Annotated in this window: 17 protein-coding genes and 1 other annotated feature; of the genes, 8 read left to right on the top strand and 9 right to left on the bottom strand. The window is 36.8% G+C overall.

All coding sequences use genetic code 11. The annotated features are described in order from the left end of the window. Positions 1–11: 11 nt before the first annotated feature. From dltC to ABES03_RS15610, 4 genes are all read left to right on the top strand, one after another. Positions 12–248, top strand: coding sequence for a D-alanine--poly(phosphoribitol) ligase subunit 2 (gene dltC, locus ABES03_RS15625; RefSeq protein ID WP_430118338.1), 237 nt, complete (start codon positions 12–14; stop codon positions 246–248). Beyond that, positions 245–1,444, top strand: a complete 1,200-nt coding sequence (gene dltD / locus ABES03_RS15620; protein ID WP_430118307.1) for a D-alanyl-lipoteichoic acid biosynthesis protein DltD — start codon at positions 245–247, stop codon at positions 1,442–1,444. The genes dltC and dltD overlap by 4 nt, the downstream gene beginning before the upstream one ends. A gap of 187 nt (positions 1,445–1,631) precedes the next feature. Beyond that, positions 1,632–2,060, top strand: coding sequence for a hypothetical protein (locus ABES03_RS15615; RefSeq protein ID WP_430118305.1), 429 nt, complete (start codon positions 1,632–1,634; stop codon positions 2,058–2,060). Between the two features lie 79 nt (positions 2,061–2,139). Beyond that, on the top strand, positions 2,140–2,355 hold the full coding sequence (locus ABES03_RS15610; RefSeq protein WP_309864130.1) for a twin-arginine translocase TatA/TatE family subunit: 216 nt from the start codon (positions 2,140–2,142) through the stop codon (positions 2,353–2,355). Between the two features lie 46 nt (positions 2,356–2,401). Here ABES03_RS15610 and ABES03_RS15605 read toward each other — a convergent pair whose 3' ends face one another. Then, positions 2,402–2,527: a hypothetical protein gene (locus tag ABES03_RS15605; RefSeq protein WP_308079831.1), complete on the bottom strand. Its 126-nt coding sequence runs from the start codon at positions 2,525–2,527 to the stop codon at positions 2,402–2,404. Further along, positions 2,524–3,081 (bottom strand): hypothetical protein, encoded by a 558-nt coding sequence (locus tag ABES03_RS15600; protein WP_430118303.1) that lies wholly within the window; start codon positions 3,079–3,081, stop codon positions 2,524–2,526. The genes ABES03_RS15605 and ABES03_RS15600 overlap by 4 nt, the downstream gene beginning before the upstream one ends. Positions 3,082–3,359: 278 nt before the next feature. Between ABES03_RS15600 and ABES03_RS15595 the strand changes: the two genes are divergently transcribed. Then, complete coding sequence (locus ABES03_RS15595) at positions 3,360–4,583, top strand: NAD(P)/FAD-dependent oxidoreductase (protein ID WP_430118301.1); 1,224 nt, start codon at positions 3,360–3,362, stop codon at positions 4,581–4,583. Between the two features lie 178 nt (positions 4,584–4,761). Here the strand turns inward: ABES03_RS15595 and ABES03_RS15590 are convergent, their stop codons facing one another. The 5 genes from ABES03_RS15590 to hmpA form a co-directional block, all read right to left on the bottom strand. Continuing rightward, positions 4,762–5,130: a VOC family protein gene (locus tag ABES03_RS15590; protein ID WP_430118299.1), complete on the bottom strand. Its 369-nt coding sequence runs from the start codon at positions 5,128–5,130 to the stop codon at positions 4,762–4,764. Positions 5,131–5,390: 260 nt separating this feature from the next. Next, on the bottom strand, positions 5,391–6,371 hold the full coding sequence (locus ABES03_RS15585) for an ABC transporter permease subunit (RefSeq protein WP_430118297.1): 981 nt from the start codon (positions 6,369–6,371) through the stop codon (positions 5,391–5,393). Beyond that, on the bottom strand, positions 6,364–7,278 hold the full coding sequence (locus ABES03_RS15580) for an ABC transporter ATP-binding protein (RefSeq protein WP_430118295.1): 915 nt from the start codon (positions 7,276–7,278) through the stop codon (positions 6,364–6,366). Before ABES03_RS15580 ends, ABES03_RS15585 begins: the two co-directional genes overlap by 8 nt. Before the next feature lie 13 nt (positions 7,279–7,291). Next, on the bottom strand, positions 7,292–8,068 hold the full coding sequence (locus ABES03_RS15575) for an SGNH/GDSL hydrolase family protein (protein ID WP_430118293.1): 777 nt from the start codon (positions 8,066–8,068) through the stop codon (positions 7,292–7,294). Between the two features lie 159 nt (positions 8,069–8,227). Next, the gene (gene hmpA / locus ABES03_RS15570; RefSeq protein ID WP_430118291.1) at positions 8,228–9,442 is read right to left on the bottom strand and encodes an NO-inducible flavohemoprotein; all 1,215 of its coding nucleotides are present in this window, start codon (positions 9,440–9,442) and stop codon (positions 8,228–8,230) included. Between the two features lie 394 nt (positions 9,443–9,836). On the opposite strand from hmpA, the gene ABES03_RS15565 reads away from it, so the two are divergent. Both ABES03_RS15565 and ABES03_RS15560 read left to right on the top strand, forming a co-directional pair. Next, positions 9,837–10,685, top strand: coding sequence for a DegV family protein (locus tag ABES03_RS15565; RefSeq protein WP_430118289.1), 849 nt, complete (start codon positions 9,837–9,839; stop codon positions 10,683–10,685). 120 nt (positions 10,686–10,805) lie between these two features. After that, positions 10,806–11,393: a YdcF family protein gene (locus ABES03_RS15560; RefSeq protein ID WP_430118287.1), complete on the top strand. Its 588-nt coding sequence runs from the start codon at positions 10,806–10,808 to the stop codon at positions 11,391–11,393. Positions 11,394–11,430: 37 nt separating this feature from the next. Here ABES03_RS15560 and ABES03_RS15555 read toward each other — a convergent pair whose 3' ends face one another. Next, positions 11,431–11,991 carry a GNAT family N-acetyltransferase gene (locus tag ABES03_RS15555; RefSeq protein WP_430118285.1) on the bottom strand — a complete coding sequence of 187 codons (561 nt, stop codon included), beginning with the start codon at positions 11,989–11,991 and terminating at the stop codon, positions 11,431–11,433. A 247-nt stretch (positions 11,992–12,238) separates the two neighbouring features. After that, positions 12,239–13,669, bottom strand: a complete 1,431-nt coding sequence (proS, locus tag ABES03_RS15550) for a proline--tRNA ligase (RefSeq protein ID WP_430118283.1) — start codon at positions 13,667–13,669, stop codon at positions 12,239–12,241. 78 nt (positions 13,670–13,747) lie between these two features. Next, positions 13,748–13,962 (bottom strand) — a binding site (T-box leader). A 152-nt stretch (positions 13,963–14,114) separates the two neighbouring features. Here proS and ABES03_RS15545 point away from each other — a divergent pair. Continuing rightward, on the top strand, positions 14,115–14,255 hold the full coding sequence (locus ABES03_RS15545; RefSeq protein WP_430118281.1) for a hypothetical protein: 141 nt from the start codon (positions 14,115–14,117) through the stop codon (positions 14,253–14,255). Positions 14,256–14,401 lie beyond the last annotated feature (146 nt).

Genomic DNA, 14,401 nt, shown 5'->3' with positions numbered 1-14,401 from the left:
ACATAGAATTAATTGAGTTAAGAAATGAAGTTATAGATATCTTAGTTGAGGTTTGTCAAGACGAGGTTGTAAAGGAAAACCCGGATATAGAATTGTTTCAAACTGGGTTATTAGATTCTTTCGGCACCGTTGAATTGTTAATTCAAATAGAAGAACGTCTTGGTATTCTTGTGCCTATATCTGAATTTGATCGTGACCTATGGAATACACCAACTAACATTTCCTTACAGCTGGCTGATATGAAATGAAAAAACCGCTTTTCACACCATTAATTCTAGCTTTCATTCTTTTACTGCTATTGGTTACACTACCAAATCAGTTCATAGAGTCGTTGATACCGAAATCAAGGATCAATCAAGCTGCAACAGAATTAAACCCTTTTATGTTTCAAGGAAAGTTTGTTCAACAGAAGATGTTGGAGGATCCACACTTCTTGCCTATTTATGGGTCGTCCGAGCTAGCAAGGTTGGATCGCTTTCATCCATCTAACTATTTTAAAGAGACAAATGCCGATTTCACACCTTTTCTCATTGGAAGAGGTGGAACTGAATCGTTAATACATCTATTAAATTTCTCTGAACATACTAAACAATTAAAAGGGAAAAAAATCGTTTTCATTTTGTCACCACAATGGTTTCAGCCGAACGGGACGGACGAATCGCACTTTGTCCCTAATTATTCAGCCTTACAAGGATATGATTTTGCTTTTAACAAAAATATTGATCCAGTGATTAAAAAGAGAGCAATAAAACGATTATTAACTTTTTCACCAATTGAAAATGATCCCATTCTTTCAACCATCTATAAAGCGGAAATATCAAAGGACCCATGGGTGAAACGGGAAGCTTCATTTGTGCGTCCTTTTGGATATGCTTATCGAAATTTGCTTGAAAAGAAGGATCTTTATTATACGTTAGCAGGCGGTATTTCCCGAACACGGGATTTTTCTCCTAAAGTAAAGAATAAATCTTGGGGGGAATTAGAGTCTTTAGCAGTCAAGTTTGGTGAGAAAAAATCGACAAACAATCACTTTTATATAGCAAATAACCAATACAGTAAAATAAAAAAAATGGTCCCGTCATTGAAGGATAAAAAACAAGGTTCCAGTTATGGAGAATCCCCAGAATATGAGGATTTCCAATTAGTGCTCGATGTACTGAAAGAAAATGGTGCTCAACCATTGTTTATCTCCGTTCCTGTGAATGGAAAATGGTATGACTATACTGGTTTTCCCAAAGAGGGCCGTATCTCCTATTACCAGCGGATAAAAAATCAAATTGAGTCTGAAGGATTCCAAGTTGCAGACTTCTCCAATCATGAATATGACCCATACTTTATGAAGGATACAATTCATATTGGATGGAAAGGCTGGGTATATACGGATCATGCGATAATTGATTATTATAGAAAAGATAAAGCTAACAATGAGGTTGTTCGAAAATAGTAACCACCTATTAAGAAAGGTAGTGATTCCCATAAAAGAGCATTCCATCTCAGCTAAAAAAAATACTTTTTTATCAAGGAAAATACCTAATTCCAAGGAACGCAAGTTAATTATCAGCTTTTTACTTCTATCAGTAACTTTATGTTTAACTGGACTAATGTATATCACGTTTAATCACCAGGAGCTAATGAGCCAAGACTTTCGTCACTATAAAGGAACATTTAAACAGTTGGGTTCTATTTCAAGAATTGGCTTTTTTGCTGCTTTAGCCATTTATCCTGTCTTTTGGTTATTAAAGCAAAAGCAATTAAAGACACTTCAATTGGGACAAATTCAAATCAAGCCTCTTGTTCAGTCTATTGCAAAGATTGTCCGAAAGTGGCATGTACCAGTCGCTCTTCTCTCTGCAGGTATAGTGTTTCTACACAGTTTCTTAGCGCTTATAAGAGGCTTTAAGGTAAACTTTACTTATCTATCAGGAATTGGAGCTGTTATTGTCCTTTTGTTCCTAATGGTAATGGGTGTAAACCGGTTCAAACGGACAGATCGGAATTGGCATTTAAAGTTTGCCATTGCATTTTTAGTTTTATTTATGCTTCATGCTACCTTCGCTTAGTCTATCTACTAGTACTATTTAAAATATAACGGTATAATATTGATTGAAATGATAACAACTCATCAATAGGAGTGAAAGAATGTTTTCTAATATTGGTTTTCCCGGATTAATTTTAATCTTAATTGTTGCCTTAGTCATTTTTGGACCAAACAAATTGCCAGAAATTGGACGTGCTTTTGGTAAGTCAATCCGTGAATTTAAAAAAGCAACTGAAGGCATTGCGGATGATATAAAAGAAGAAATTAAAGAAGAAATTAAAGAAGTTAAGCAGGATAAAATCGACCTAAATAAATAAAATTCCCCCCATTATCCTAAAGTCTTACAGGGAATGGGGGGTTGTTTTATTTTCTAGACTTTTCTGCAAAGGCTTGAAATTGTTCTTTTAAGATTTTTCGTGATTTTTCATTTCTTAATATGAAAGCAGCCCCTAAACCAAGTGTTGCCATCATTAATTTTTTATTACTCACTTTGTAAGCATCTCATTCATTTTCTGATTATGCTGCTTGTATTGTTCTAATAGCTGGTTAAGGAGGTTTGCCGCCTGCTGGTTATCCTTTTTTTCTACAGCCAAACGCAGTTCATGGAAGGTTTTCCAATGACCCATGACTTTACCATCGTGTGCCTTTTGGATAAACTCCTCTTTCGTTAATTTACCTTCATCCAATTGCTTTTTTAGTTCTTCCATTTTGGCCATTCTCTCTTTTTTCCACAGCTCACGCTTTGCCGCATTTTCAGGACTCATCCATTTGGTACGAAGTGTCTTTTTCTCTTCTAACACTTTTGTCCATTCTGTTTTTTTATTAGGCGTATATTGATCTACCCATGCTAACAGTTTTTGTTCCTTTTCTGCCATATGTGCTTGCCAATCTTTATGCATCATGTGATGATGGTGCTTACCTCCATCTTGACAATCACAAGGTGCTTTTTCTCCATGATCCCTTTGTTCAAGATGATTAGCTGAAGCTAATCCTGGCAGTGAAAACAATAAACCCATTGCCAAAAGTAACATTTTTATTTTCATATGAAACACCTTCCACTTCTTATTTTTCATATATTTGATCAATTTGTGGCACGTGGTTATCTTTCCCAATTTATTAAAAATAATTTACCATTTTGTCAAAATTTTAGTGGATAAATTACTTGTTTTAACTTTAAATTTATCGTATTCTATGAACATAGAAGGTTTGTGAAATGTTTCACGTAAAAAGAGCTTTTAGCTCTCATTTTTTAAAGTCTATATGTGAAATGTTTCACATATTATATAAAAGTATTTTTTAAAGAAAAACGGGAGTGATTAAAATGAAAAGACCCAAAATCGTAATTTTAGGTGCAGGATACGGTGGGATTATTACCAGTAAGAAACTTGAAAAGTTGTTAAAATCGGGTGAAGCAGATGTAACCTTAATAAATAAACACGATTATCACTATATAACGACACAATTACACAAAACAGGTGTCGGGACCGCAGCTGATAAACAAATTGCCATGTCCATTCCTGAACTAATAGATCCGGCCAAGACCTATTTTAAAAAGGGAACTGTCTCCTCAATCGATATTAATACCCAAGAAGTATACCTCGAAGGTGGCGACACTGTAGAGTATGATTACTTATTAATTGCACTCGGTTTTGAAGTGGAGACCTTCGGAATTCCTGGAATAAAAGAACATGCATTCGAAATTAGAAGCTTTAGAAGTTCAAAAGCAATATATAATCAGATTATTAAACAACTAAACCTTTACAAGGAAGATCAAGATCCTGCACGCCTAACCTTTGTTGTTGCAGGTGGTGGATTTACAGGAGTTGAGGTGCTTGGAGAACTTGCAGAAGGTCTTCCAAAGCTATGTAAACAGTACGAGGTGCCCTTTGAGAAAGTAAAGATTGTTGCGATAGAAGCTGCACCTTCCGTCATTCCTTTCTTCCCTAAAGAATCAATCGAGTATACAACTGAAGTGTTAGAAAAAAATAATGTTGAATTATTAACAGGTATGAAAATTTTAGAGTGCACGAAAGAAAAGGTTTGCCTCGAGAATGGTATGGAAATCCCAACAAAAACACTAATCTGGTCTTGCGGGGTGAAAGGAAATACCATTATTCAACGATGTGGCTTACCAATGCTGAAAGGCAAACTACCGGTAGATCGTTATTTACGGGTTGAGAATATGAAAAACATCTTTAGCATAGGTGATTGCTCAATATTCATGAAGGATGAAAAATCTTCTTTACCTCCTACTGCTCAGGTTGCTTTACAACAAGCTGATGTTTGTGCAAAAAATATCGTTTCTACACTACGTGGTAGTGAATTAAAAGCATTTGAATATCATCATAAAGGTTCTGTTGCCTCTATTGGAAACTGGGCTGCAGTAGGAAAGGTCGGAAACTTCCGTCTTTCTGGGTTATTTGCCGCATTTATGAAACAGGTTATTGAGGCACGTTACCTTTTTAACCTTGGTGGTCCTTCTTTAATTTTTAAACAACACATAGGTGTTAGTCATGAACCCGTAAAAGTAACTGCTAAACAGTAATGCCCGGCAAAAGGTATTGAGTCATTATCCCTCTGGCAGGCTGTCCCCTCACCCTGCTTGTAAATTGATTAGTTTGCTCTTATATTTTTGGTCCTACATCCCTATTAAAAAGACATTAAGCCCCATATCCAATGTTGGAATGGGGCTATTTTTTATAAAAAATACTCTTGTTAACGAATTATTCCCACTCTAGAAATTCAAGTCGATTACCAAAAGGATCATTTACATGAATACGACTGGCTCCAGGAAGATTATCATCCTCTTGAAATGTTATCTCATATTTATTCAAGTGTTTTTTTAATTCCTCAATGTTTTCAACAACAAACGCAGGATGTGCCTTTTTTGCAGGTGTGAACGGGTCTTCGACGCCAATATGAAGCTGGAAGGTTCCAAATTCAAACCAAACTCCCCCACGCTTTTTTAATTCTTCTGGCTTTTCTACCTCCATAAGTCCAAGAATTTCGCCAAAAAAGTTTCTTGCAGCCTCTTCACAGCCCTTTGGTGCCGCAAGTTGGATATGGTCAATTTTTTTTATTTTAAATGCCATATTTACCCCTCCGTTTAGGTGCATTTATTTTATTCTATTTTATAAAATTAATAATTTTCTATCAAATTTAAACTATTTTCACAAAAGTTATTATGAGTTTCTATAAAAACAAATAAAGGTTAACTCCAGTGCAAAGGAGTTAACCTCAATTATTATATTCTCTGTAACCTTGTATGTTGATTTCCACTCCAGGCGCTTCGCTTTCCGCTCCAATCAACATTGTTCTTAAATTCAACATTGCTCATTAACAAAGACTTTTATTAATAAACATCTTTTTTTGTAAAGACCACGAAGGAGACGAGTAGTGCTGCTGCCCACCAAACGAACAACACCATCATTGAAAAGGATAGATTCATTCCTTCGATTGGTGGAGCAGATCCCTTCATGTAGTCTGTTAAACGTAGGTTGACCATAAAGAAATATTTAGCCGATTCCCAAGATGAAACCATATTACTTAAAATCGCTCCTGAGATGAGAGCAGCTAGCATCACTCCCATGCCCGCTGCGGTACTTCGAATCAAAACAGATAACATGAAAGAGAGTGTCCCTACTACGATAGAAACAAACCAAACTAATCCAAAATCCATTAGCAGGAACTTCCACAGGCTGAGGAGCTTCACCCCTGAAGTATTTAATCCCGTTTCCGTTACATTAAACCCTGTTAAAATGGGTGCCCCCCAGCCGCTATATCCAAAAACCAATCCAGAAACAAGATAAGAAAGGATCCCTGCGATGGCAATGATTAACGAAACAGCTAAACACAATGTGATATATTTGCTCAATAATACCTTCCATCTTCTTACCGGCCTGGTTAGTAAAAGCTTAATTGACCCTAAACTATGCTCAGAGGAAACTAAATCACTGGCAATAACCATGACCATTAAAGGAATAAAAAGATCAATTGAATTCTCCAAGAAGACCCTCATAAATGTAGGTGCGCCTGGCTCAGCAGGATTTATATCATGGTCAAGATAATATTGCTGTTGCTGTAAGGATATTTGCAGTTGCTTCTTCCATTCATCCGTGATTCGACTGCTGCTCAACCGGTTAGTCGTATCCACTATTTGCTGCTGCAAAATCGTACGCCAATCACTAGTACCTAATTTTTCTCGTTGCGTTTCCACCTGTTTATATTGTGCATATGTAAATAACATCACTAAAACGCCAATAATGATGGCAATGACTACAAGTCTTTTTTTGGCAATCAATTTCATCATTTCATTTTGTATCAATTTATTCAATGGAGTCACCCCCCGTAAGTTCGAGGAATAAATCTTCAAGTACTGGCATTTTCCGATTCATTTCAGTAACAGAAACATCTGCAAGAACCAGCTGTTTATTCCATTCTGGCGTTTTTTGCTCATCAAACTCTGTCATAATCGTACCATCTTCTCTCTCTTCAATCGCTGTTAAAGAAGCTAATATGTTCCTTCCCATTTCAATCGGACTTAACTGCCAAACTACTTTTTCCCGATTGGACAACAATTGATGAACCGTATCTGTCCGAATGACCGTGCCTTTTGAAATAATAGCAACCCGATCGCAGAGTAATTGAATTTCACTTAATAAATGACTGGAGACTAGGACGCTTAGCCCTTCTTTCTCTGCTAAGAAGCGAATAAACTGGCGCATTTCACGGATTCCAGCCGGATCCAGCCCATTAGTCGGCTCATCGAGTATTAACACTTTCGGTTTTCCTAGCAAGGCTTGAGCAATACCTAGACGCTGTCTCATCCCCAATGAATAGGTTTTTACTTTATCATGGATCCTTTCCTTGAGACCGACTAATTCTGTCACTTCCTTGATTCGTTCTTCTCCAATTCCTTCAAGCATTCGTGCAAAATGAAGCAGATTATTATACCCGGAAAGATAAGGATATAATTCTGGGTTTTCAACAATACATCCAAGGTTTTTCATTGCCTCATAAAAATGTGTTTCAATATTATATCCACAAATTTGGATACTACCGGAAGTTGGCTTAATTAGACCAACAAGCATACGTATCGTTGTTGTTTTCCCAGCCCCATTTGGTCCCAAGAACCCAAACACTTCACCCTCGCGTAAATCAAACGTTAACCCTTTAATGATTTCTTTTCTTCCGATTTCTTTTTTTAAATTTTTTACTTCTAATGTAATTTTTTTCTCCATCGGTTTCCTCTCCTTACCAGGTGAGCAATGAGGCTACACGTTCTGCAATTAAACGGTATCCCTTTGAATTTGGATGAAACTTATCAGAGTACAGATAATCATTGACTTTTAACTCAAATAAGTCAAAAGTTGGAACGAAAACAATCTTTGGAAAAGCTGCACTTGTTTCTGCACTATCATAATTCCAATGACGGACTACTTTCGACATTTCTTTTCCCTGGTCTAAATCAATAAATGGATTATACAATCCAATAAAAAACACATTGGCATCAGGATTATTCTTTCGGATTTGTTCGAATATAGCCTTAAGATTTTCAAGGTACTTTTTCTCAATAGTAGCAACATCATCATTTCCGAAATCCATAATGGCTTGTCCACCTCTGAACAAATCGTTGCCGCCAATCGTTACAAGAACCAAGTCTGATTTTTCAATCTGCCGCCCCACTTCTTTTTCTTGTACCTGTTTTCGAAGCTGGTCTGACCTTTGTCCATTGATCCCCAGGTTGGTTAGTTGCACAGGTCCTTTTGTCTTTTCTTTTATTTCATCCAATAAGACCCCTACATACCCCTTACCCGTTTCGTCACCAGTTCCCCTAGTTAACGAATCGCCTAAAGCGACAATGTTTAGTCCTTTTTTACTTTTCACTTCTGATTTTTCAGTCGTTCTTTCAGGAACTTTTTCTGGCTTCCCTGCATAATATTCCCCTACCGCCCAGCCGAGCCCAACAAGCCAGACGAGGCAAAACAATATGGCGATGGCAGTAATAGAACGTATGACATTCTTACTCATTAAAAACATCCTTTCTGGCGGCCTTTTCTATTATTTAATCATAGTTCAGGTTTGAATCAAACTTTCAATGTCGTAAACTCATAAACGTTCATGATTTCTTAACTTTTATAGCAAAATAAAAAGCCGATTCCCCATTTGGGAACCGGCATCATTTTCTTTCTATTCTTCTAAATTACCCATTGGACCAAAGAATTCAAAGTGAATTCTATCTTCCTTTACTCCTAGGTCTTTTAATGAGCGATTGATTGCCTTCATAAAAGGAACCGGTCCACAGAAGTAGAATTCTGCTTTATCTACAGAAACCTTCTCTTCCAACCATTCACGTGTAATATATCCTTCTACATCAAAACAATTATTCATTCGATCTTCTTCAGTAGGGGAATCGTAGAAGAAAAAGGACTCAACTGTTTCTAGCTTAGATAGCTCTTCCACTTCATTTCTAAGTGCATGCACATTCCCATTCGCAGCTGCATGTACAAAAGTTACTTCCCTACTAGGTTGAATTTCAACTACCGTTTTTAACATACTCATCATGGGTGTTAACCCTACTCCACCACTAAGTAAAACAACAGGTGTATTCTTTTCCGTATCAAGAATGAAATCACCAGCTGGTGCACTTACCTTCAATAGTTCGCCTTCCTTAACACCATCATGGAGATAGTTTGATACCATTCCGTCTGGATTTTCAGTTCCAGCTTCGCGCTTCACACTAATCCTATAATAGTCTCTTCCTGGAGCATCTGATAAGCTGTATTGACGAATATGTGTAAAATCTTCTCCTTCAATTTCCATCTTGATGCTAATATATTGACCTGGAATAAAAGTAGCAATTCCCTTATTATCTTCAGGTTTTAAGTAAAAAGAGGTAATTACATCGCTTTCAACTACTTTTCGGTCTACAACAAAATTTCGGAATCCATCCCAGCCGCCATTTTGGCTTGCAGCCTCTTCATACATCTCAGCCTCAACACTGATAAAGGCGTCGGCAATCAGGTTATATGCTTGACCCCATGCATCAATAATCTCGTCAGTCGCAGCATCTCCTAACACATCCTTAATGGCTAGTAACAAATGCTTGCCAACAATCGGATAATGCTCTGGTTTAATACCAAGACTACGGTGCTTATGGGCAATCTGTTTTACTACTGGAAGAATGGCTTCTAGGTTATCAATGTACATTGCTGCAGCATAAACTGTGCCTGCTAATGCTTTTTGTTGGCGTCCTTGTTTCTGGTTCGCATGATTAAAGATATTCAATAGTTCAGGATGATTCCCAAACATAAGTTGATAGAATCTTGTGGTAATCGTTTCTCCATGCTTTTCTAAGACTGGTACAGTAGATTTAATAATTTCAATTGTTTTTTGTTCTAACAAAATAATCACTCCTAAATACGTTTTCACTGTCTGCATAGTGATTATATGAAATTAACCACACCAATAAAGTGATTCAAATCACACATCGTTATATTTGAATAATTTGAACTAGTTCGAAAATCACAGATTAACTAAACTTCCTTCGATTCACTATTCTCTTATGTGTAGTTTAATTTATTTAAAATAGTTTGGTTTGGGTATGACAAATGTAACTTGACGAGTTATTTATCGCTCTTGTATTGTTTTATTTAGTAATTAATACTACGTACCCTTTTTCCTATTTTTAAACTTATTAATAGAATTGTGAAATAATGAATAAGTTACACGTGTAGTAGGCTCTTTTCAGGGTATATTGTAAATAAACTAGAGATTTCCACTGGAGGAAGAGGATTATATGAATAAGGCAAAGATTGCGTGGATCACTGATACGACTGCATCTCTAAGTAAAGAATTTATAAAGCAGCATCATATACATGTAATTCCCCTGCACGTTGTAATTAATGATGAATTTTACAAGGAAACGGTTGATATTACTGAAGAAGAATTTTATGAAAGAATGAAAAATGAGGAAGGGAAATTTCAATCTTCACAGCCCTCAATTTCAGACTTTGTTGATTTATATAGTAAATTAAAAGAAGAATATGATTTCGGAGTTGCCATTCATGCTTCGAGTTTACTAACGGGAACCTATCAATCATCCGTTATGGCAGCTGAAATGGAAGACTTTAAACTTTATTCCATAGATTCGAAAACCGGGTCGTATCCCCTATCTTTTTTAATTAAAAGAGGAATCGAGCTCGCCGAACAGGGTCTAGAAATTAGCGAAATCATCTCCCAGCTAAATGGTCTCCTTGACCAAACTCGATTATACTTAGTTCCATCAAACCTCGATCAGCTTCATAAAAGCGGAAGGGTGTCTGGGAGCCAAAAAATACTAGCCTCCCTTTTTAACATAAAGCCCATTTTATCAATTGAAGAAGGCGCAGCCAAAATTAAAGACAAAGTTCGTACAGAGAAAAAGGTCATTGCTTGGCTTGTAAATAAATTGAAAGAAGACCTTGAAACCAAATCAGTGAAAAAGGTTGCTATTGTTCATGCAAACGATATCAAAAAAGCAACAGAACTGGAAAATGTAATAAGAGAAACTTTCCCTACAATTGAAACTGAAATATTAATGCTCATTACGGTTGCAGGGGTGCATACTGGTGTAGGTACAATAGGACTGTCATGGGTATGTGAATAAGGAGGCTGAATCTCAGCCTCTTTTTTTACGGAAAAATTTATTGGTTAATTCATCCAATTTATTCTATTATATAGAGAGATTTAATAGTTTTAAAAAATAATATGAAATGGATTGGAATGGATGAAAAATAAGAAAAGGATGTTGTCCTATTTTAGTATTCTTGTGGCATTAGGACTGATTTATGTTGGTATGTTACAGTTTAAAATTAGTCAGCATATACATACGGATGTGCCCAAAAATGCTGATTATATCATTGTTCTCGGGGCAAGGGTGAAGGGAACTGTACCTTCTCTTGCATTTGGAAGCCGGATTAAAGCGGCCGCCAGTTATTTAAAGGAAAACGAAAATACCATCGCCATTGCTTCAGGTGGAAAAGGTCCAGGTGAGGATATTTCTGAGGCAGAGTGCATAAAAAGAGAATTGATCAAGCGTGGCATTAGTGAATCTCGAATTCTGTTAGAAGATCGTTCTACTGATACCTATGAAAATATTAACTACTCTAGAAAGCTCATTCCTAAAAATGCGCATTCAGGATTAGTAGTAACCAATACCTTTCATATTTATCGGGCTGTTTCGATTGCAAGAGACCAGGGTTTAAAAGTAAACGGGCTGCCTGCAAAAACCCCGATACAGGCTGTAGTAAAATCCTATACTCGTGAATATTTGGCCATTACAAAGTTTTATTTAAAGAGGTACTTACTAGATTAATAATGAGGTTGACTCACGTGAGTCAACCTCTTTTACGTTAGTTGATTTTTGCATAAACGCAGGTATCTCTTACTACTTTCCCGTCCGCTGATAGTCCATCATTTTTTAGGATTCCCTCTAATGTAAAGCCTAATTTTTCTGGGATCGCACGGCTTTTTGTATTAGTAGAGTCGCAGCGAATTTCCACTCGGCGGGCTTTCAGTTCCGTAAAAGCAAATTCTGTGATAGCTTGTGTCGCTTCTGTGATATAGCCCTTTCCACTATGGCGGGTATCAATCCAGTAACCAATTTCAAACTTTGGAACACTCCAGTTAATCCTATGTAAGCCAGACGACCCGATAAATTCCCCAGTTTCTTTATCATAGAGGTGCAGCCTAAGGTCTTCACGTGTCAAAAACTTTGCATGTGCTTCTCTCATATTTACTTCTACATCTTCTACAGTTTGTCCTCTATGAGCCCATGGCATCCATTCTTTCAATTCGTTCATGGAAGCTTGCATTGCATTATATACGTCTTTGCAATCTCCAGGCATTGGTTTGCGGATTAATAGCCGCTCAGTGGAAAACTCCTCTGGAAAGTCTAATAATATCGGTTTCATGTTCAAATCCTCCTCTTAACAACTATACAGTTCGCTATGATGAAGTAAATTCCTTTTAATAAAAATTATTTCTATACACTTTTGGATTATTTCTACACAAAATCATGGTTTTTCTACACAGTTTTAGATTATATCTACACACTTTTAGATTATTTCTACACGAATTCAGGTTTTATCTACATGGTTTTGAATTATATCTACAAATTCACATAAAAAGGCCCTTCCATAAAGGAAGAGCCCACAAATCTTAGTATGCTTTTGCCCAGTAAACCATTTTATTAGCTTCTTTGCCACAGCATACACATTTATCAGAAACTTGTTCTTGCTCAAATGGCATACATCTTGATGTTGCCCCTGTTTCTTCTTTAATTTTTTCCTCACAGGCTAAATCTTCACACCACATAGCTTTGATAAAACCAGGCTTTGCTTCAAGAGTTTCTTTTAACTCAGAAAGTGTAGTCGCTACAGAAGTTCTTTCTTCGCGATGATTCAATGCCTTGTTGTAAAGGTTAGTCTGGATCTCATCCAGTAACGCAACAAGTTTTGATTCCAATTCATCCATAGGAACAATCACTTTTTCTAGAGTATCACGTCTTACCAATACAACCTGTTTATTTTCAATGTCTTTTGGTCCAACTTCTAAACGAACTGGAACACCTTTCATTTCATACTCATTGAATTTCCAGCCTGGCTTTTTATCGCTTGCGTCAATATCAACACGTGCGACCTGTCCTAGCGACTTTTTCAAATCATAAGCAAAGTCCAGCACGCCTTCTTTATGCTGAGCGATTGGCACAATCATCACTTGTGTTGGCGCTGCTTTTGGTGGGATGACAAGACCGCGGTCGTCACCATGTACCATGATTAATGCCCCAATGATTCTTGTTGTAAAACCCCAAGATGTTTGGTGAACATATTGTAGTTTACCTTCTTTATCCGTGTACTGGATGTTAAAGGCTTCCGCAAAACCTGTACCGAAGTGGTGGGAAGTACCAGACTGTAATGCTTTACCATCATGCATTAAGCTTTCAATGGTAAAAGTCGCTTTTGCACCCGCAAATTTTTCTTTTTCCGTTTTTTGTCCTTTAACAACAGGAATTGCAAGGATTTCTTCACAAACCGCTGCATATACATTTAACATTTTAATGGTTTCTTCCATTGCCTCTTCATCCGTTGCATGGGCAGTATGGCCTTCCTGCCATAAAAACTCTAATGTACGTAAGAATGGACGTGTTGTTTTTTCCCAACGAACAACGTTAGCCCATTGGTTATAAAGCTTTGGTAAATCTCTGTACGAATGAATGATATTACTATAGTGCTCACAGAAAAGAACCTCTGAAGTTGGGCGAACAACCAAACGCTCTGCTAACTCTTCAGAACCACCATGTGTAACCCATGCTACTTCAGGAGCAAAGCCTTCAACATGATCTTTTTCCTTTTGTAGTAAGCTTTCTGGAATGAATAAAGGCATATAGACATTTTCATGTCCAGTTTCTTTGATTCGACGATCTAATTCATTTTTAATATTATCCCATAAAGCATATCCATACGGACGGATAATCATCGATCCGCGAACGCTTGAATAGTCGATTAAATCAGCTTTTGTTACAACATCTGTATACCACTGTGCGAAGTCCTCATCCATCGCAGTGACATCTTTTACAAATTCCTTTGCCATTTTGACACCTCATTCATTTTTTTAAAAATAAATACAACGAGAAGTTCCGATTAAAATGCAAAAAGGCCTTGTTCCCAAAAAAGGGACCATGGCCTGGCGGTACCACCCTAAATTCATAAAGCATTCGCTTTAAACTCTTTGCATGATAACGGATTTGATCCGCATGTATCTTCATGATATCCGATACAGAACTCAGAGGCAGGTTCAAACGACCGTCTTAAGAAACCTCGCACCAATGGTTTCCTCTCTTGGTAAGACACCTTCATTTTACTAATCCCCATCATCGTTTCAATAGTATTTTTGAAGAAATTATATATTTCATCTGCATAAAAGTCAATTCGAAAAGGGAATATTTTGCGACGGAGTGTAAGTAAATTTTGAAAATGCTTTAAACTGCAGTATTAATCGGGTAAAATGCAAGTAATTAAGTGAAGAGGTGACTTCCGTGAAAAAAGAAGAAAAGGACCCGGTCGACCAAGAGAAAGAAGAGAAAGAATTTTTACTTGAATACATTAGAATGCAAAATGAAGCACTTAAACGAATTTACAAAAATACGATTGATAAAGAGAAAAAAGACAAGAACTGACTCCAAAATTCCTTCCTCCACCTATTTCCTCAGTAGGATTCATAAAACGTTCATACAAATCACTTAATAGACAAATTTGAAACCATAATTTGCATTTATAATACTCATATGTTGTTTATTTTATACGCTCTGTTAAACTTGCCTGT

Source organism: Neobacillus rhizosphaerae (assembly GCF_050477885.1).
Classification (GTDB): domain Bacteria; phylum Bacillota; class Bacilli; order Bacillales; family Cytobacillaceae; genus Neobacillus; species Neobacillus rhizosphaerae_A.
The sequence above is the reverse complement of the archived record's forward strand: the minus strand, read 5'-3'. Positions and strand labels throughout refer to the sequence as shown.

What these genes read in the sequence shown, in the direction of transcription:
- dltD (WP_430118307.1), top strand. Translation starts at nt 245, where the DNA reads ATGAAAAAACCGCTTTTCACACCATTAATTCTAGCTTTCATTCTTTTA.
- ABES03_RS15615 (WP_430118305.1), top strand. Translation starts at nt 1,632, where the DNA reads ATGAGCCAAGACTTTCGTCACTATAAAGGAACATTTAAACAGTTGGGT.
- ABES03_RS15610 (WP_309864130.1), top strand. Translation starts at nt 2,140, where the DNA reads ATGTTTTCTAATATTGGTTTTCCCGGATTAATTTTAATCTTAATTGTT.
- ABES03_RS15600 (WP_430118303.1), bottom strand. Translation starts at nt 3,081, where the DNA reads ATGAAAATAAAAATGTTACTTTTGGCAATGGGTTTATTGTTTTCACTG.
- ABES03_RS15595 (WP_430118301.1), top strand. Translation starts at nt 3,360, where the DNA reads ATGAAAAGACCCAAAATCGTAATTTTAGGTGCAGGATACGGTGGGATT.
- ABES03_RS15590 (WP_430118299.1), bottom strand. Translation starts at nt 5,130, where the DNA reads ATGGCATTTAAAATAAAAAAAATTGACCATATCCAACTTGCGGCACCA.
- ABES03_RS15580 (WP_430118295.1), bottom strand. Translation starts at nt 7,278, where the DNA reads ATGGAGAAAAAAATTACATTAGAAGTAAAAAATTTAAAAAAAGAAATC.
- ABES03_RS15575 (WP_430118293.1), bottom strand. Translation starts at nt 8,068, where the DNA reads ATGAGTAAGAATGTCATACGTTCTATTACTGCCATCGCCATATTGTTT.
- ABES03_RS15565 (WP_430118289.1), top strand. Translation starts at nt 9,837, where the DNA reads ATGAATAAGGCAAAGATTGCGTGGATCACTGATACGACTGCATCTCTA.
- ABES03_RS15560 (WP_430118287.1), top strand. Translation starts at nt 10,806, where the DNA reads ATGAAAAATAAGAAAAGGATGTTGTCCTATTTTAGTATTCTTGTGGCA.
- ABES03_RS15555 (WP_430118285.1), bottom strand. Translation starts at nt 11,991, where the DNA reads ATGAAACCGATATTATTAGACTTTCCAGAGGAGTTTTCCACTGAGCGG.
- proS (WP_430118283.1), bottom strand. Translation starts at nt 13,669, where the DNA reads ATGGCAAAGGAATTTGTAAAAGATGTCACTGCGATGGATGAGGACTTC.